General features: G+C 71.0%; 16 protein-coding genes. 13 read left to right on the top strand and 3 right to left on the bottom strand.

Annotation, left to right across the window (positions count from 1 at the left end; all coding sequences use genetic code 11):
* Positions 1-20: 20 nt before the first annotated feature.
* The 4 genes from ssd to DNK52_RS11440 all read left to right on the top strand — a co-directional run bounded on the left by ssd (position 21) and on the right by DNK52_RS11440 (position 3,712).
* Positions 21-1,079, top strand: a complete 1,059-nt coding sequence (gene ssd / locus DNK52_RS11455; protein ID WP_110241103.1) for a septum site-determining protein Ssd — start codon at positions 21-23, stop codon at positions 1,077-1,079.
* Positions 1,076-2,248: a TadA family conjugal transfer-associated ATPase gene (locus DNK52_RS11450; protein WP_110241102.1), complete on the top strand. Its 1,173-nt coding sequence runs from the start codon at positions 1,076-1,078 to the stop codon at positions 2,246-2,248. The genes ssd and DNK52_RS11450 overlap by 4 nt, the downstream gene beginning before the upstream one ends.
* A 253-nt stretch (positions 2,249-2,501) precedes the next feature.
* The gene (locus DNK52_RS11445) at positions 2,502-2,981 is read left to right on the top strand and encodes a type II secretion system F family protein (protein ID WP_162598739.1); all 480 of its coding nucleotides are present in this window, start codon (positions 2,502-2,504) and stop codon (positions 2,979-2,981) included.
* Entirely contained in the window at positions 2,978-3,712 is a 735-nt protein-coding gene (locus DNK52_RS11440) for a type II secretion system F family protein (RefSeq protein WP_162598738.1), read from the top strand. The genes DNK52_RS11445 and DNK52_RS11440 overlap by 4 nt, the downstream gene beginning before the upstream one ends.
* Positions 3,713-3,725: 13 nt before the next feature.
* Here DNK52_RS11440 and DNK52_RS11435 read toward each other — a convergent pair whose 3' ends face one another.
* Positions 3,726-4,310 carry a thermonuclease family protein gene (locus tag DNK52_RS11435; RefSeq protein WP_162598737.1) on the bottom strand — a complete coding sequence of 195 codons (585 nt, stop codon included), beginning with the start codon at positions 4,308-4,310 and terminating at the stop codon, positions 3,726-3,728.
* 237 nt (positions 4,311-4,547) lie between these two features.
* Between DNK52_RS11435 and DNK52_RS11430 the strand changes: the two genes are divergently transcribed.
* The 4 genes from DNK52_RS11430 (at position 4,548) to DNK52_RS11415 (ending at position 6,822) form a co-directional block, all read left to right on the top strand.
* Positions 4,548-4,889, top strand: a complete 342-nt coding sequence (locus DNK52_RS11430) for a DUF4244 domain-containing protein (RefSeq protein WP_110241098.1) — start codon at positions 4,548-4,550, stop codon at positions 4,887-4,889.
* Positions 4,886-5,239 carry a TadE family protein gene (locus DNK52_RS11425; RefSeq protein ID WP_110241097.1) on the top strand — a complete coding sequence of 118 codons (354 nt, stop codon included), beginning with the start codon at positions 4,886-4,888 and terminating at the stop codon, positions 5,237-5,239. Before DNK52_RS11430 ends, DNK52_RS11425 begins: the two co-directional genes overlap by 4 nt.
* Complete coding sequence (locus DNK52_RS11420; protein ID WP_239455512.1) at positions 5,236-5,670, top strand: Rv3654c family TadE-like protein; 435 nt, start codon at positions 5,236-5,238, stop codon at positions 5,668-5,670. Before DNK52_RS11425 ends, DNK52_RS11420 begins: the two co-directional genes overlap by 4 nt.
* Before the next feature lie 156 nt (positions 5,671-5,826).
* Positions 5,827-6,822, top strand: a complete 996-nt coding sequence (locus DNK52_RS11415) for a DUF6270 domain-containing protein (protein ID WP_110241096.1) — start codon at positions 5,827-5,829, stop codon at positions 6,820-6,822.
* A gap of 28 nt (positions 6,823-6,850) precedes the next feature.
* Here DNK52_RS11415 and DNK52_RS11410 read toward each other — a convergent pair whose 3' ends face one another.
* Positions 6,851-9,169, bottom strand: coding sequence for a DEAD/DEAH box helicase (locus DNK52_RS11410; RefSeq protein ID WP_338036727.1), 2,319 nt, complete (start codon positions 9,167-9,169; stop codon positions 6,851-6,853).
* A gap of 133 nt (positions 9,170-9,302) precedes the next feature.
* Here DNK52_RS11410 and DNK52_RS11405 point away from each other — a divergent pair, with 133 nt between their 5' ends.
* The 4 genes from DNK52_RS11405 to DNK52_RS11390 all read left to right on the top strand — a co-directional run bounded on the left by DNK52_RS11405 (position 9,303) and on the right by DNK52_RS11390 (position 14,484).
* Positions 9,303-9,638: an STAS domain-containing protein gene (locus tag DNK52_RS11405; RefSeq protein WP_110241094.1), complete on the top strand. Its 336-nt coding sequence runs from the start codon at positions 9,303-9,305 to the stop codon at positions 9,636-9,638.
* 219 nt (positions 9,639-9,857) lie between these two features.
* Positions 9,858-12,263 (top strand): sodium-translocating pyrophosphatase, encoded by a 2,406-nt coding sequence (locus DNK52_RS11400; RefSeq protein WP_110241093.1) that lies wholly within the window; start codon positions 9,858-9,860, stop codon positions 12,261-12,263.
* 80 nt (positions 12,264-12,343) lie between these two features.
* Positions 12,344-12,928, top strand: a complete 585-nt coding sequence (locus DNK52_RS11395; RefSeq protein ID WP_162598736.1) for a hypothetical protein — start codon at positions 12,344-12,346, stop codon at positions 12,926-12,928.
* Between the two features lie 35 nt (positions 12,929-12,963).
* A complete protein-coding gene (locus tag DNK52_RS11390; protein ID WP_110241091.1) occupies positions 12,964-14,484 on the top strand; it encodes a DUF7059 domain-containing protein in 1,521 nt (506 codons plus the stop codon).
* A 244-nt stretch (positions 14,485-14,728) separates the two neighbouring features.
* On the opposite strand, the gene DNK52_RS11385 is transcribed toward DNK52_RS11390, so the two are convergent.
* A complete protein-coding gene (locus tag DNK52_RS11385) occupies positions 14,729-15,370 on the bottom strand; it encodes a LysE family translocator (RefSeq protein ID WP_110241090.1) in 642 nt (213 codons plus the stop codon).
* A gap of 175 nt (positions 15,371-15,545) precedes the next feature.
* Between DNK52_RS11385 and DNK52_RS11380 the strand changes: the two genes are divergently transcribed.
* Positions 15,546-17,387, top strand: a complete 1,842-nt coding sequence (locus tag DNK52_RS11380; RefSeq protein ID WP_162598735.1) for a class I SAM-dependent methyltransferase — start codon at positions 15,546-15,548, stop codon at positions 17,385-17,387.
* Positions 17,388-17,513 lie beyond the last annotated feature (126 nt).

Here is a 17,513-nt window from a genome sequence, read left to right as displayed (position 1 = left end):
GCGCGGCGAGTCTTGCGGGCATGACGAATCCGGGGGTACTCGTGGTGACCGACGATGCAGCGCTGCTCCAGGAGGTGCAGCGATCAGCCGCTGGGGCGGGACTGCCGCTTCAGCAGGCACGTGAGACCGGGGTCGCGCTGGCGCACTGGGCCTCCGCTGCGGCGGTGCTGGTGGGAGCCGACCTGGCGGTGGCGCTGGGGCGGGCCAGTCCGAGACGGCGGCCGCACGTCCACCTGGTGTGCCTGGGAGAGGCCGACGAGCTGCACTTCCGGGCCGCCGTCGACGTGGGGGCCGAGAGCGTCATCGCGAATGCGCGGGAGAGCGGAGTGATCGCCGACCTGCTCGCCGAGCGGGCCGAGTCCCGCCCACCCGGGCAGGTGGTCGCCGTGGTTCCCGGCTCCGGTGGAGCAGGAGCCAGTACGTTGGCCTGCGCGCTCGCCCAGGCTGCGGCGGCCCGCGGTCGCGCCCTGGTCATCGACTGTGACCCGCGCGGGGCGGGCGTCGACCGGATCCTCGGGCTCGAGTCACAGCTCGGACTGCGTTGGACGGCACTGACCGCCAGCCCGGGTCGGATCTCGGGGGAGTCGTTGCGCAGCGCAGTGCCTCGAAGGGGCGAGCTCGGCCTGCTGACCTGGGGCGGGGCCTCGGCGTCGCGGCCCACCGCCCTGGACGCCGCCTGCGTCCGCGACGTGGTGGAGGCGGCCCGACGGGTCCACGACGTGGTCGTGGTCGACCTGCCCCGCGGCGACGACGACGTCGTGCGCGAGGTCGTGGCCCGCAGCGACCAGGTGCTGCTGGTCGTCCGGCCCACCGTCACCGGCGTGGCGGCGGCTGCCCGCCAGGTGGGGGCGCTGGACACCCGCGTCGGACTGGTCGTCCGGGGCCGCGGAGTGGGGCTCGACTCCCTGGCGCGGTCAGTGGGAGCAGAGGTGATGGCCCAGATGGGCGATCAACGCGGACTCGACGAGGCCGTCGACCTGGGGCTCGGACCGTTGCGCTCGCTCAGGTCCCCGTTGGGACGCACGGCCACCGGGCTGCTCGACGCGCTGGGTGCCGGCGCCGGACGCCGGGCAGCATGACGCACTCGGCGTCCCGGGGAGCTCCGGTCGAGGTCCTGGAAGCGGTCCGCGACGCGCTCGCGCGGGAGGCGGGGGAGCTGTCGCCTCATCGGGTGGCCGAGGTGTTGCAGCGGCAGGGGCGTCCGGTGGGAGCCGAGGTGGTCCGCGCCGTGCACGAGGACCTGCAGCGCAGCGCCTTCGGTCTGGGTCCGCTCGCCGCCCTCGTCGCCGACCCGAGGGTCACCGACATCCTCGTCAACGGCGCGGGGCCGGTGTGGATCGACCGTGGCCACGGTGTGGAGTCCAGCCCCGTCGTCCTGACCTCGGAGTCGGAGGTGCGGCGCCTCGCCCAGCGACTGGCCTCACTGGGTGGGCGTCGGCTCGACGACGCGACGCCGTGGTGCGACGTACGCCTGCCCGACGGCACCCGCTTCCACGCTGTGCTGGCTCCGGTCTCGCGTCCCGGCACCGCGATCTCGCTGCGTGTGCCGCGGGCGCGCGGGTTCACGCTGGACGACCTGGTCGACGCCGGGACGCTGACCGCGCCGGGCGCGCGACTGCTGCGTGACGTCGTGGCAGGACGCCTGGCCTTCCTGGTCAGTGGCGGGACAGGTTCGGGCAAGACCACCTTGTTGGCCACGATGCTCGCGATGGTGCCCAGCCACGAACGGATCGTCCTGGTGGAGGACTCCGCGGAGTTGCGCCCCGCCCACCCGCAGGTCGTCGGCCTCGAGGCGCGCCCGGCCAGCGCCGAGGGTACGGGCGCGGTCGACCTGCGTACGTTGGTCCGTCAGGCCCTGCGGATGCGACCCGACCGCCTGGTCCTCGGAGAGGTGCGTGGAGTGGAGGTGGTCGACCTCCTGGCGGCGATGAACACCGGCCACGAGGGCGGCTGCGGCACGCTGCACGCCAATTCCGCCACCCAGGTGCTCGCCCGGATCGAGGCCTTGGCGGGCCCCGCAGGGCTGGGTCGCCACGCGGTGGCCAGCCAGGTGAGTGCGGCGGTCGACGTGGTCCTGCACGTGACCCGCGGACCGGACGGTCGTCGCCGACTCGCGCAGGTGGCCGTGCCCCTGCTGACCGAGGCGGGTCTGGAGGCCCGGTGGGCGTTGGAGTTCGATGCGGACGGGCGGATGCGTGAGGGGCCGGCTGCCGACGTCCTCGCCCGCCGCCTGAGGGGTGCTGCGTGAAGTCCGGACGTGCCTGCGCCCGCGTGGCGGTGATCGCGGCGTGAGCGGGATTGCGGCGATGTGGCTCAGTGGGTGCCTGAGTGGGGTCGCGCTGCTGTTGTGCCTGCGACCCGGCTTGCCCCGATCGTTGAGAGGCCCGCTGCTGCCGGCGCGGCCTTCGCCGAGCCTCGCCCGGCTGCGACCCGGGGCCGGACGTCGCGCGCGTCGGGCGCGGACCGAACGCTCCGATCGCGCGCTCGAAGCCTGCGCGGTGATGGCCGACGAACTCCGGGCGGGGCGTTCGCCCGAAGCGGCCCTGTCGCTGGCGTCCCGCTGGTGTCCCGAGCTGGTCCCGGTCCTGGGTGCGCAGGAGTTGGGAGCCGACGTGCCGACGGCCCTGCGGCGTACGGGGCTCGAGGAGATGCGCTTCGTCGGGGCAGCGTGGCAGGTGGCCAGCCGCAGCGGACGCGGCCTGGGCGAGGCTCTCGCCCGGGTGGTCGAAGGGTTGCGGGCCAGCCGGGCGACCCGACGGGTGGTGACTTCGGAACTGGCCTCGGCCCGCGCCACCGCGCGGCTGCTGGTGGCGCTGCCCGTCCTGGCGATGCTCGCCGGCGCCGCGGGCGGGGGTCGCCCCTGGGAGTTCTTCCTCGGGTCGCTGGCCGGCCATCTCTGCCTCGGTCTCGGCCTCGGGCTGGCGTGGGGCGGACTGCGATGGATCGACTCCATCGCCGACGACGTGGAACGCGACGCATGACTGCCGTGGTCTGGGCCGCGGCGGCGCTGGTCGGCCTGGCTGGCTGGTTGCTTCTTCCCGTACGACCCGACGTGGCGAGCCGCACCCGGGCGGGGTCGGTACGCAGCCCGGGCGGAGGCCCGAGTTCGCCTCGGTGGCACCTGGTCCTGTCCCTGGCGGCGGGGCTTGCAGCGGGTCTGCTCGTCGGGGGTGGCCTGGTCGGCACCCTCGTGGTCACGACGTTGGTGGCGTTCGGAGCCCGGCGCCTGCTCACCCGCAGTGCCGGGGGCGGTGAGCGACGCGAGCACGAGGCGGCGATGCGGGAGCTGCCCCACCTGATCGGACTGCTGGCCGCCGGGTTGAAGGCGGGTGCGGCGCCACCCGCGGCCCTCGAAGCGGCCTGCCGAGCACTGCCCGGACCGGCCGCCGACCTGATGGCTGACCTACGCCCTCGCCTGGTCTGGGGAGCCGACCCGGCCGAAGTCTGGGCCGACCTCGCCGGCGACCCCGTCCTCGGTCCGTTGGGCCGCACGCTCGCCCGGGCTCACGAGACCGGGGCATCGGTCGCTGAAGGCATCGACTCGCTGGCCAGCAATCTCGCCGCCGAGGCGAGGGCAACGGTGGAGGACCGGGCGCGTGCCGTCGGCGTACGCGCCGCGCTGCCGTTGGGCGTCTGCCTGCTGCCTGCGTTCCTGCTGCTCGGCATCGTGCCGTCGGTGGCCGGCCTGGTCTCCCAACTGGCACTGGGCTGACGGGAGGAGTGGCTCAGCAGCTCCAGATGCCGCGGCGTGCCTTCTTGGCCCGGCGCTCGCTGGCGCGGTACTTCGCGACACGCTTGAAGGGCGAGGTCCGGTCGAAGACGTAGACCTCGGCGTTGCCGACCCGGACCTGCGCCCGGTTCATGTCCTTGCCGTCCTTCGCGCGGATGACGTAGCGCAACGCGCGCCCGTAGTGGTCGGAGCGGTCCTGGGTCGAGTCGCTCGCCAACCGCACCTTGGTGCCGCGGGGAAGGCGCTTCTTCAGCCAACGAGAAGCCTTGGGCCCGCCGCACTCGACCTGGCCGTGGACCTCCGGCGTGTCGATGCCGATCATCCGCACCCGGATCGTGCGCCGCGAGCGCGTCAGCCGTACGTCCACGGTGTCACCGTCGACCACCTTCGTGATCCGACCCTTCTGGCGCACGGTCCTGGGGGCCGCGAGGGGAGCGACGGACTCGGCCGTCGTCGTCGCGTATGAACTGCTCCCCGTCGGGGTCAGGTCGACCGCCTGCGTCGTGGTGGTCGCCTGGTCGAGGTGCGGAGCGAGCGAGACCAGCAACGCGAAGGTCACGGCAGCGATGAATTGGCGCACGGGCGAGACCTTCGGATCGAACGGGATGAGGGCCCTGACGGTAACTCCGTGCCGGGCGAAATTCAGGCGGATCGACAAAGTCCCGGACGGGTCGGCTCCTGGCTCCGCCTCTCCACAGTTCGGCGCTTCATGGGCTCCTCCACAGCGCGACCCACAGCGCCACTCGAGAAGCGTCCGGGACCCACGAATGTGGTGGGTGCAGGCCGATCCGCGGCCTCATCACCGGGAGGAAGAACCATGACCCACCTGATCGGCACCGCACGCATCGCACGCGTCCTGCGCGCAGCAGGCTCGACCCGCGTCGTACGTCTGGCGCAGACCGCCTGGAGCAGGCTCGAGGTCCGACGATCCGAGGGGGGACATGAACCCCAGGAGGCTCGCGAACTTCAGGAGGCTCCTGAGCTCGAGGAGGCTCGCGAACTTCAGGAGCAGGGCATCACGACCGCCGAGTACGCCGTCGGCACCGCGGCCGGGGCGGGGTTGGCCGGGGTGCTCTACGCCATGGTCGTCGGCGGTTTCGGCGACAAGATGCTGACAACGCTCTTCGACCACGTCCTGTCCCTGCTGGGCGTGGGATGAGGCGCGGTGAGCGTGGCGCGGTCACCGCCGAGCTGGCCCTGGGGATGCCGCTCCTGGCTGCGTTGACCGTCGGGATGGTCTGGGTGCTCGCCGTGGCGGCAGACCAGATCCGGGTGGTCGACGCGGCCAGGGAGACCGCCCGGGCGGTCGCTCGCGGCGACGACACTGCCGCGGCCGTCGAGGTCGGCTCGCGGGTGGCCCCCGAGGGCGCGGAGATCGAGGTGGAGGTGGGGGAGGAGCGGGTCACGGTGACCGTACGAGGGTCCGTCGCCGGGCCGGGCGGCCTCTTCCGCGGCACCGGCCCGGCTCGGGTGCGGGCCACCGCGGTCGCCGTGCTGGAGGGCTCGTGAGACCCGAGCGCGGCTCCGCCTCTGTGCGTGAGCTCGGCTCCGCCTCGATGCGTGAGCTCGGCTCCGCCTCGATGCGTGAGCGCGGCTCCGCCGCTGTCCGTGAGCGCGGCTCCGCCTCGATGCTGGTCGTGACCATGACGGGTGTTCTGCTCTTCGTCACCATCGCGCTGGTGCTCTGTGCGGGGTTGGTGCGCGCCCATCGGATGGCCCAGTCGGCGGCCGACCTGGCGGCCCTGGCCGGCGCGCGGGCGCTCACGGTGGGGGCGGACGGTTGTGCGGAGGCGGCATCGGTGGCGACGGCCAACGGCGCAGCCCTGGCCGGGTGCGACGTACAGGGCGAGGTCGTGCACGTCACCGTGACCGTCCCGGGTCCCGCGTGGCCCGGTCTGGATGCCGAGCTGTCCGGAGCCGCACGCGCAGGCCCCTCCTGATCGGTCGCCTGATCGAGAGCCTGACGAGGAGTCGGCCTCGGGCGAACGGACGTACCGGGATGACACATCGGGCATCTACACTCGCCTCGCCATCCCGCCGCATCCCCTCCGTCGGGGTCGCGCCGAGCCACCGCCGACTTCGATGAGGAGCACCGCATGGAGCAGCCGCGTCGCCCCGCTTCGGTGGCAGTCCTCGGCAGTTGCATCACCCGCGACAACTTCAACTCGCGCTTCAACCCCGACTACAAGCGCTGGTACAGCTGCGACCTGCTGCAGAACCAGTCGTCCTTGATCTCGGTGATGGCATCCGCGTTCTCACCCGAGTGGGTCGCCACCAAGGAGTTCAACGCCGAGGGCGTGCGTCGCATCGAGAGCGAGTTCGACAAGTCGTTCCTCAGCGACCTGGTGGCGCTCCAGCCCGACCACCTCGTCATCGACCACTTCGGTGACGTGCACCTGGGAGTGGTCGAGGTCGACGGCGTCACCCACGTCACCGACAACCGGTGGACCATGCACCACACCTCCTGGTACCAGGAGATGGCGGACAGCGGTCGGCTGCGCGTCATCGACCCGGTGGCCGACGCCGACGAATACCTCGCGCTCTGGCGCGACGCCGCCAGTCGTTTCGCCGACTTCGTCTCCCGCAACCTGCCCGACACCCAGGTGATCGTGCATCGCGGGCACAGCACCTCGCGGCTCCGCCTGCCGGAGAAGCCCGGCACGGTCGGCCTCCACCGGGCCAGAGGTGGGAAGAGGATCCGGGTCGAGGAGGTCAATCCCCGCTGGCGCGCCCTCGACGACGAGCTGGCGGCGCTGCTGGGGGCCGAGGTCATCGACCTCACCGCCAGCGAGTGGGCCACGATCGACGACCACCCGTGGGGACCCTTCCACGTGCACTACGAGATGGGGTACTACCCGCTCTTCCTGGCCGAGCTCCAGCGGCTCACCCTGCAGCGCGTCGCCCCCGCAGAGGTGGTCGAGGTCGTCAACGAGATCCTGGGCGTCCGTGCCCGCGCTGCCTCCGCGCGGTCCACCGACGACGCCGCGCTGCTCGAGCGGGAACGACTGCGCGTACGGCGTCTGCGCTCTCGCCTGAAGAAGGCCGAAGAGGGCTCACGCCTACGCCGCGCGGTGCGGGCACTGCGGGGTTGACGAGGGACACGCAGCAGGTGCGCGGTCCTCAGCGGGGTGCGCCGGCGAGCAGCACGTCCAGGAGCTGCCGCGCACCGACCTTGTCGAGCGGATTGTTCTGGTTGCCGCACTTCGGTGACTGGATGCAGGAGGGGCAGCCGTCCAGGCACTCACACGCCTCGATGGTGTCGCGGGTCGCGGTCAGCCACTCCCGAGCGGCGCGGTAACCGCGCTCGGAGAAGCCGGCGCCGCCCGGGTGACCGTCGTGCACGAAGACCGTCAGCACCCCGGTGTCGGGATGGCGTGCGGTCGACACCCCGCCGATGTCCCACCTGTCGCAGGTGGCGAAGAGGGGCAGCAGACCGATCGAACAGTGCTCGGCGGCGTGGGCACTGCCGGGCAGGTCGGCTGCCGCCAGGCCGGCCTCGGCCAGCACGTGGTCCGGGACCGTCCACCAGACCGACGTCGTACGCAGACTGCGGGGCGGCAGATCGAGTGGGTGCTCCGCGACGACGTCGCCGCCGGGCTGACGGCGTACGAGGTAGGAGACGACCTGGGAGGTCACGTCGACCTCACCGAAGCTCAGACGGCAGTCGCCCCAGACCTCGTGCTCGCGCTCGGTGACGACGGCGATGTCGATCGTCTCGCGCGCCGCGGTGGAGAAGTTGACGTCGCGCCGCGACATCTCGGCGACGTGGTCGTCGAGGTCGAGACGTCCCACCACCCAGGTCTCGCCGCGGTGCAGGTAGACCGCACCCTCATGGGCAGTGCTGTGCACGGACGCCCCGTCGACGGTGCCGACCACCCGGCCGCTCTCGGCCTCGATCAGGGAGAACGCCGCTCCGCCCGTCGAACGGATGTCGGTGTGGTCGCTCGGCCGCGAGGCGTCGGTCCAGAACCAGCCGTGCGGCCGCTTCCGGAGCAGACCGGCGGCCACGAGGCCGTCCACGACTGTTCGAGTCTCGGGGCCGAAGAGCGCGAAGTCCTGCTCGGTGAGCGGCGACTCGTGGGCCGCGGAGCACAGGTGCGGCGCCAGCACGTAGTGGTTGTCGGGGTCGAAGGCGGTGGCTTCCACCGGAGCCCCGAGCAGCGCGTCGGGGTGCGCCACGAGATAGGTGTCGAGGGGGTCGTCGCGGGCGATCAGAACGGCCAGCGCGTCCTGACCCTCGCGCCCGGCCCGACCGATCTGCTGCCACATCGCGGCCCGGGTGCCGGGAAAGCCAGCGATCAGCACAGCGTCCAGCCCGGAGATGTCGATCCCGAGCTCGAGGGCGTTGGTGGCGGCCAGACCGGTCAGTTCGCCGCTGCGCAACGCCCGCTCGAGCTCGCGACGCTCTTCGGGCAGGTAGCCACCGCGGTACGCCGCGACCTTGCCGGGCAGCGACGGATCCACCTCGGCCAGCAACCGTTGCGCGTGCACCGCCACCTGCTCGGCACCACGGCGCGAACGGATGAAGGCCAAGGTCGCGACACCCTCGGCGACGAGATCGGCGAGCAGGTCGGCGGACTCCGAGGAGGCGGCGCGGCGTACGGGGGCGCCGTTCTCCCCGCCGTACGTCGTCAGCGGCGGCTCCCAGAGACCGATCGAGACCCGTCCGCGCGGCGAGTGGTCGGCGGTGAGCGCGACGTGGTCGAGACCCGTCAGGCGGTGGGCGGCGACCTCGGGCTGGGCCACCGTCGCGGAGCAGAGCACGAAGGTGGGGGAGGCGCCGTACAGGGCGCAGACCCGCCGCAGCCGCCGCAGGACCTGGGCGACGTGGGCCCCGAACACACCGCGGTAGTGGTGGCACTCGTCGATCACGACGTACTGCAGCTTGGCGAAGAACTTGGCCCACCGTTGGTGGTTGGGCAGCAGCGAACGGTGCACCATGTCGGGGTTGGTGAGCAGGTACTCGCCGTGGTCACGGGCCCAGTCACGCTGCTCGCGGGTGCTGTCGCCGTCGTGCGTGGTGGCGCGCACGCCGCTGGCCAACTCGAGCAGACCGGCCAACTGGTCGTTGGCCAGCGCCTTGGTCGGGGAGAGGTAGAGAGCGGTCGCGCCGCGTTCGTCGCGAGCGCCACGCGCCGCGAGGATCCCCGAGAGCACCGGCAGCTGGTAGGCCAACGACTTGCCCGAGGCGGTCCCGGTCGCCAGGACCACGTGCTGCCCGGCGTGCACCGCGTCGGCCGTGACCACCTGGTGGAGCCACGGGCTGGCGACGCCGCGGCGCTCGAAGGCCGCTCGGACCACGGGGTGGCTCCACTGTGGCCAGGGTTCGACCGTCGCCTCGCGCGCCGGCAGGACCCGGAGATGACGCAGCCGCTCTTCGCGTCCCGGGACCTGGGCCAGGCGCGCCATGACCTCGTGGACTCGGTTGGGGGAAGACACGCAGACAGTCTGACGGGTGCGGCCGACGACTGCCGACCGAGACGTTTGCTAGCCTTCGTCACGCTGCCCGCACAGTGGGGATTCGGACGGCCTCTCGACCGCGCGGTCGAGCGTGAACTTTAGGAGCGACACCGTGGATCTGACTTTGGAGTCCCGCGACGTTGATGGTCGCACCGTGATCGAGGTCGGCGGCGAGATCGATGTCTACACCGCCCCCAAGTTGCGTGACACCATCACCGACCTGGTCGGTGCGGGCGTCTACGACCTGATCATCGACCTGAGTGCGGTCGAGTTCCTGGACTCGACCGGCCTGGGTGTGCTGGTGGGCGGCCTGAAGAAGGTGCGCGCCAACGACGGTTCGTTGTCCCTGATCTGTGGGCAGGACCGTCTGCTCAAGATCTTCCGGATCACCGGACTCGCCAAGGTCTTCGAGATCCACCCCGACCAGGCCACTGCCCTCGCCAACTGAGCCGAGCCCGATCCAGCACTGACGCGGGCTGACTTCTTTCTCCACGCCTCTTTCTCACGCCTCCGACACCCGCCCTGCCACTGGCAGGGCGGGTGTCGTGTTTCGTGTCGCGACCCGAATTGGGTCTGGCGTGACCTGCCTCACATCTGCGTACACTGCTCAGCCAAGTGAACTTGTAGGCGGCCCCACACGCTCGGCGCTCTCTCAACGGAGGCTCAGATGACCGGTCCCATCCCTGCAGTGGTCGATCCCGCTGCCACGCCCGAACTCGTCGGCACCAACTTCATCCTGGTTGTGGTGGTCCTCGCGATCTCGCTGGCAGCGCTCGCGATGGCGGCCGTCTTCCGGGCGCAGGTGCTGGCCGCGGGCGAAGGCACGGCCGGCATGAAGGAGATCGCCCTGGCCGTGCAGGAAGGGGCCAACGCCTACCTCGCCCGCCAGTTCCGCACGCTCGCGATCTTCGCGGCCATCGCCTTCTTCGTGCTGCTGGCGCTGCCTGCCGCCGACATGGGCGTCCGGGTGGGTAGGTCGATCTTCTTCCTGCTGGGCGCGGGCTTCTCGGCAGCGATCGGCTACCTCGGGATGTCGCTGGCCGTACGCGCCAACCTGCGCGTCGCGGCCGCCGCCAACACCCAGGGTCGTGAGCCGGCGATGACGATCGGATTCCGCACCGGTGCCTTCGTCGGCATGGCCACCGTGGGGCTCGGCCTGCTGGGCGCGAGCTCGGTGGTGCTGATCTTCCGTGACGAGGCCGCGCACGTGCTGGAAGGCTTCGGCTTCGGAGCTGCGCTGCTCGCGATGTTCATGAGGGTCGGGGGCGGCATCTTCACCAAGGCCGCCGACGTCGGGGCCGACCTCGTCGGCAAGGTCGAACAGGGCATCCCGGAGGACGACCCACGCAACGCCGCCACCATCGCCGACAACGTGGGCGACAACGTCGGCGACTGCGCCGGAATGGCCGCCGACCTCTTCGAGTCGTACGCCGTCACCCTGGTCGCCGCGCTGATCCTCGGGTCCCAGGCGTTCGGCGACGCGGGTCTCGTCTTCCCCCTGCTGATCCCCGCGATCGGCGCCCTGACCGCAGTGCTGGGCATCTTCCTCACCCGGGCGAAGGTGGGCGAGAACGGGTTGACCACCATCAACCGGGCCTTCTACATCTCCTCGGCCGTCGGTGCCCTGGGTTGCGTCGTCCTGGCCTACGTCTACCTCCCGGCGACCTTTGCGGAGTTCGACAACGTGACCGGGGTCGACATGGGGAGCGCGACCGGCGACCCGCGCCTGATCGCCTCGCTCGCCGTGGTCATCGGCGTGGTGATGGCTGCCGCGATCCTGACGCTGACCGGTTACTACACCGGCACCGAGCACCGTCCCGTCCGTGAGGTCGGACGCACGTCCCTGACCGGCGCGGCCACCGTCCTCCTCTCTGGTCTCAGCGTCGGATTCGAGTCGGCGGTCTACACCACGATGGTGATCGGGGCGGCGGTCTTCGGCGGGTTCCTGCTCGGCGGGGCTACCCTCACGCTCTCCCTCTTCGCGGTCGCGCTGGCCGGTTGTGGACTGCTCACCACCGTCGGGGTGATCGTCGCGATGGACACCTTCGGGCCGGTCTCCGACAACGCCCAGGGCATCGCCGAGATGTCGGGGGACGTGAGCGAGGAGGGGGCACAGATCCTCACCGAGCTCGATGCAGTCGGCAACACCACCAAGGCGATCACCAAGGGCATCGCGATCGCCACCGCGGTGCTCGCGGCCACGGCGCTCTTCGGGTCGTACGCGACCTCGGTCGCCTCCGCGCTCGTCGACTCGGGGGCCACGGACGTACTCGACTTCACCGTCTTCAGCCCGGCCGTCCTGGTCGGCGTACTGCTCGGCGGTGCGGTTGTCTTCCTCTTCTCGGGCCTCGCGATCAACGCCGTGGCCCGGGCCGCGGGTGCGGTCGTGATGGAGGTGCGCCGCCAGTTCCGCGAGATCCCCGGGATCATGGAGGGCACCGGGCGACCCGAGTACGGCAAGGTCGTCGACATCGTCACCCGTGACTCCCTGCGTGAACTGATCACCCCCGGTGTCCTGGCCGTGATGGCCCCGATCGCCGTCGGCTTCGGTCTCGGCGTTGAGTCGCTCGCCGGTTTCCTGGCGGGCGCCATCGGGACGGGGGTCCTGATGGCGGTCTTCCTGGCCAACTCCGGCGGAGCCTGGGACAACGCCAAGAAGGTCGTCGAGGACGGCCACCACGGCGGCAAGGGGTCGGAGGCGCACGCAGCGGTGGTCATCGGAGACACCGTCGGAGACCCGTTCAAGGACACCGCCGGACCGGCGATCAACCCGCTGCTCAAGGTGATGAACCTGGTCTCGTTGCTGATCGCCAGCACGATCGTCCAGGTCAGCATGGGCGCCGACGAGAACCCGTGGGTGCGCTACGGCATCGCTGCCTTCGCGCTGCTCGTCATCATCGGGGCGTTGATCTACGCGAAGGGCCCCGAGAGCAACGTGAAGGAACACGGCCCTCTGCTCTCCGACCAGGTCCCGGACCCGGGGCCGGACCCGGCGCCGAACGATGAGATGAACACCGGACCGGATGGTGGGAGTGCCTCCAGAGGCAGCTCGGACGGTCAGCACGTCGGGTGAGACCCCTTCCGCTGACCGCGCGGACCCTTTAGGGTCGCGTCCGGGGGCGAAGGGCGTCTCCGTGGTGGAAGGAAATGCTCGTGTCGCTGCGCTCCCTGTGGGTCCTGCCCCTGCTCGTGGTCCTCCTCTCAGCCTGCGGAGGCGAGTCCGAGGGTGACCGCAAGGACAAGTACATCGACACGATGGCCAGTTCCCTGGCCAGCAACGACATGGGTGTCAACGAGGCCAAGGGCCGCTGCATCGGGTCGAAGTTCGTGGACACCGTCGGCACCGACCGCCTGCAGGAGGCGTACGGGCTGAGCAGGTTCGCCACGGAGGCCGGCACGTTGGAGTACCCCGAGCTCAACCTCACGCAGTCGGAGGGACAGGCCATCTACGACCACTTCGGTGGTTGTGGCGTCGACATGCGCCAGCTCCTGTTCGCCGAGTTCTCCGACCCCGAGTCGTTGGGGGAGCTCGCCGCGATCCCGGAAATTTCCGAGGGTGCCTCCACCTGTGTCGAGAAGGCGGGGACGCCGGAGAACATGAAGGCGATCTTCGTGAGCATGATCGTCGGCGACAAGACCAATGACGGGGCCTCCAAGGTCTTCAACCGCAAGCTGGAGAAGTGCTTCAACGGCTTCCTCACCGACTATCTGGTGCAGCTCGAGTCCAGCGCCGGGTGACCTGAGCCCCTCCGGCTGCTGCGAGGATGGGCGCCATGCCCGGTCTGCCTGACGAACGCCTCGACCACCCTGACCTGCCTCGCCTCCTGGGCGACGCCCTGGCCTCTGCCACCTTCACCTACGACGCGGTCGCCGACCTGCTCGGCCCGCAGGCGCACTCCGCCCTCGGGCGCAACGAGACCACACCCGGTGAGCGAGCCACCCGGGGGAGCTCAGCTCTGGAGACCCTGACGCGTCTCTTCACCCTGCAGCGCCCCGTCACCCGCGCGCGCGCCGACCGGGCGCTCGGCGGACTGGTGGACCGCATGGCCACCGCTGGCATCCTGACCACCTCCGGCGACGAGGTCAGGGCCCGCCTCGACGTACGCCCGTACGCCAGTGACGACGCCGGCCTCGACGGGGGCGCAGGCGCGGCCGACCGCTGGATCCTGAGCGACCTGACTCCGGGGATGGACGGGCGCCCCAACCAGGTGAGCGGCGACTACGTGCTCGGCGTCAGCCCGGCTTCGACCTCGCTGGCCCAGCTCACGATGCGCACACCCGTCGGTCGCGCGCTCGACCTCGGCACCGGCTGCGGCGTCCAGTCCCTGCACCTGGCCACCCACGCCGAGCGGGTCGTGGCCACCGACGTCAACGCCCGCGCCCTCGCGATGACTCGGTTCAACATGGCGCTCAACGGGATCGACAACGTCGAGGTCCGGGACGGGTCCTTCTTCGAGCCGGTCCTGGGTGACGTGTTCGACCTGATCGCCACCAACCCGCCCTTCGTGATCTCGCCGGCCACCGGTGAGCGGCTCGTCTACCGCGACTCCGGCTTGCCCGGTGACCAGGCCGTCGAGCACGTCGTACGCCGCGGCGTCGACCACCTCGCCGACGGCGGCTGGCTCCAGGTGCTCGCCAACTGGGTGGTCGCCGAGGGCACGCCCTGGGACGAACGTCTCGCCTCCTGGCTCCCCGACGACACCTCTGCCTTCGTCGTGCAGCGCGAGGTCATCGACCCCGCCGGTTACGTCGAGCTGTGGCTGAAGGACGCCGGCCTGCACGGCGGGCCTGGTTACACCGAGCGCTACGACACCTGGTTGGGCTGGCTGGAGGCCCAGGGCGTCGAGGGCATCGGCTTCGGGTGGATCAGCGTGCGCAAGGGCGGTGACGCCCGCGAGCTCGTCGACTGGCCGTACGAGGTCGAGCAGCCCATCGCGCCGGCCATCGAGGAGTGGGAGGCAGCCCAGGACGCGCTTGCCGGGGTCGCCGACCTCGAGGCGCTGGCTGCCGAGCGGCTCGTGCTGCGCAACGACGTACGCCAGGAGACCCAGGGAGCGCCGGGTGCCGAGGACCCCGAGACGATCGTGCTCCGTCAGCAGCGCGGGATGCGCCGCGCCCGGCAGGTCGACACCCTCGAGGCCGCCGTGGTGGGCGCCTGCGACGGCGACCTGAGCGTCGGGCAGATCCTCGACGCCGTGGCCAGCCTGCTGGAGCAGGACGCCGCCGAGGTGCGTACGCAGGTGCTTCCGGCGGTGCGCGAGATGGTCGCTGAGGGGTTCCTCGAGTTGGAGTGAGCGCAGCGAGGCACGAGCGGAGGTCAGCTCCACGACCATCAGCTCGAGTTGGAGTGAGCGCAGCGAGGCACGAGCGGAGGGTCAGCTCCACGACCGTGGATTCGAGCTGGAGTGAGCGCAGAACCGCTTGTGCGGTGCCTGGGTGCCACCAGGTGACACCCAGGCACCGCACAGTGAGTACGGCCGCCGGGATCTTTCCCGGTCATGCCTGCGACGAGTCCAACTCGTCGGCCGGTCGTGCGCATCAGGACGTCGTGGGCGCCTCACTCACGAGCAGGTGGGCAGCGAATCCGCCCAGCACGCTGCCCGAGACGATCCTCTGGATCTGCATGGCGACCGGTCGCGTCGACAGGAACGCGCTCGCCGACGAGGCACCCACGACGATCAGTGCATTCACGGAGACTGCGATCACGATCTGGACGAGTCCGAGCTGGGCGAACTGCCCGAGCGTGGACCCTGCGGCCGGGTCGATGAACTGAGGGATCAGGGCTGCGTACATCAGCGCGATCTTGGGGTTGAGCAGATTGGTGATCAGCCCCATCGTGAAGAGACGCCGCCGCGAGTGCGGCGCGAGTTCGCGTGTCTGGAACGGCGACGACCCGCCCGGCCGGAGCATCCCCCACGCGAGGTACGCGAGGTAGAGGGCCCCGGCGATCTTGACGACGTCGTACGCCGCCGGGACCGCCGCGAAGAGTGCCGCGAGGCCCAGACCCGCCGCACCCAGGTAGAAGACGAAGCCGAGGGCCACGCCACCCAGCGAGACGAGACCCGCCGAGCGACCTTGCGAGATCGACCGGGACGCGAGGTAGATCATGTTGGGGCCGGGCGTGAGCACCATCCCCAGGGCGATGACGGCGACGCCGAGGATGCTGTAGGTCGAGACCATGCGACCTTCCTACACCTCCGCCGGGGCATTCGTGGCTCCTGCCGACGGCAATGCCTGAATCTGGGCACAGGCGATGACGTCTCACCCCGCGGAGCGTTGGCTGCTGACCTGTTCCCGAGCGGCTCCTGAACCGCTACCTTCGGGTGACTTCTCGCCCAGCCCAGGAGCAGGACGCATGCCGAAGATCCGTACCCTTCCCGCCCTCAGCGTGCTCACCACGGTGAGTGTCGCCCTCAACAGCCGCAGGCTTCGCGATCGCGCCGGGCACCTGAAGGGGCTGGGGCAGGTGCCTGCCGAGCCCGTGGACACGAGTGGCTGGCGCGTGCTGGCCGCGAACGGCGTCGAACTGCATCCCGACACCTTGCCCGCAGCGGTGGCCTGGGCGGACGGACAAGGTCTGGACGCGGTCGACCTGGTGCCCGGGGACCTGCCGGTCGTGCGTGCGCTGGACCTGCTGCGCCTCGTGGACCTCGCGGCCTACCGTGACGCACCGATGACGCAGGGCCGCACCGTCGGTCATGCGCTGGTGGTACGCAGTGACCTGGTCGAGCGGGCCGAACTGTCCACGGCTCCGGTCGCACCGGCCGAGATGATCGAGGTCGCTCGCCAGGTCAAGCGCTTCGCCCCGCGCAGCTTCGACTTCGTGGTCGCTCCAGCCGAACGCGCCGTCGGGTGGTCGCCTGACGAGCAGTTGGCGGTGCAGCGCACCACCTTCGACCGGTACGGGGTGTTGAACCTGGGCCTCATGGCTGGCGGGCTGGCCGTGCTCGGCGCCGGGGTGCTGGCCTCGCGCCCGGCAGGCCTCGCCGCACTCGCTGCCCACCAGGCCCAGCCTGCCTGGGTGCTGCGCGGACGGCCGGGCGGGTTGGCCCCACGTGACCTGGGTCGGCAGAGCGCCACCCGGTGGGCCGCTGAGACGGGACGGCTCGCTGACCTGCTCCGGGCCGACGCGCCGCTGGCCAAGACCTTCCGCACCGCCGACGAGCTCCGCCCCGCGTACGCCGAGGAGGTCGCCCTGGGGACCGACCGGTTCTTCGAGGCGCCGGTCGACAAGTGCCGGTGGTGTGGCTCGACCGAGATCAGCTGTCTCTTCACCACGCCCGACCTGATGCAGCACAAGCCGGGCACCTTCCGTCTCGACGAGTGCGCCGGCTGTGGCCTCGTCTTCCAGAACCCGCGCCTCACTCCCGAGGGCCTCGACTTCTACTACAAGGATTGCTACGACGGCTTCGGCGGCGACGAGATGGAGGGGATGTTCGCCTCGCAGGAGGACGACTACCAAGGTCGCGCCGCGATGGTGCACGCCGTCGACCCGTCCCCCGAGCGGTGGTTGGACGTGGGCAGCGGGCACGCGCACTTCTGCCTGATCGCCCGCGAGACCTTCCCCGACACCTCCTTCGAAGGGCTCGAGATGGGCTCCGCGATCGAAGAAGCAGCCCAGCGCGGTTGGGTGGACCGGGCCTATCGGGGCCAGTTCCCTGAGCTGGCCCCCGAGCTCGCGGGCCAGTTCGACGTGGTGAGCATGCACCACTACCTCGAGCACACCCGCGAGCCCGCCGAGGAGCTCGACGCCGCCGCCATCGCACTGAAGCCGGGTGGACTGTTCCTGATCGAGGTGCCGGACCCGGAAAGTACGGCGGGTCGCAGGCTCGGCCGCTACTGGATGGCGTGGCTCCAGCCGCAGCACCAGCAGTTCCTCTCGATCGGTCTGTTGCAGGCGGCTCTGGAGGAACGCGGCTTCACGGTGCTCGACACCTATCGCGCGAGTCCCAGGCCCGCCTTCGAGATGGTGACCGCGGCCTTCTTCCTGGTCGGGCACCTGGTCCCGCGTCTGTGGATGCCGTGGCGTCGGCGTCCCACGCTCGGTGACCGCGCTGCTCGGGCCGCAGCCGTCGCCGTCGCCGCCCCGGTGGCCGTCACCGGAGCCGTGGTGGCCGAGGCGACCAAGTCGATGCGCGACGAGACCGGCCCGGCGTACCGGGTCCTGGCCCGTTGGGACGGTCCTGCCGGGATCTGACCGTCGATCTGCTTGTGCGGTGTCTGGGTGTCACCAGGTGACACCCAGACACCGCACAAGGCAATGGTGGGGCTCATTCGGGGCGCCCGGCAGGTGCCTAGGACCCACTGCGACGTCGATCTGGGG

The organism is Nocardioides gilvus, assembly GCF_003194605.1.
Classification (GTDB): domain Bacteria; phylum Actinomycetota; class Actinomycetes; order Propionibacteriales; family Nocardioidaceae; genus Nocardioides; species Nocardioides gilvus.
Note: the sequence above shows the minus strand (reverse complement) of the source record. Positions and strands in the feature narration are given on the sequence as shown.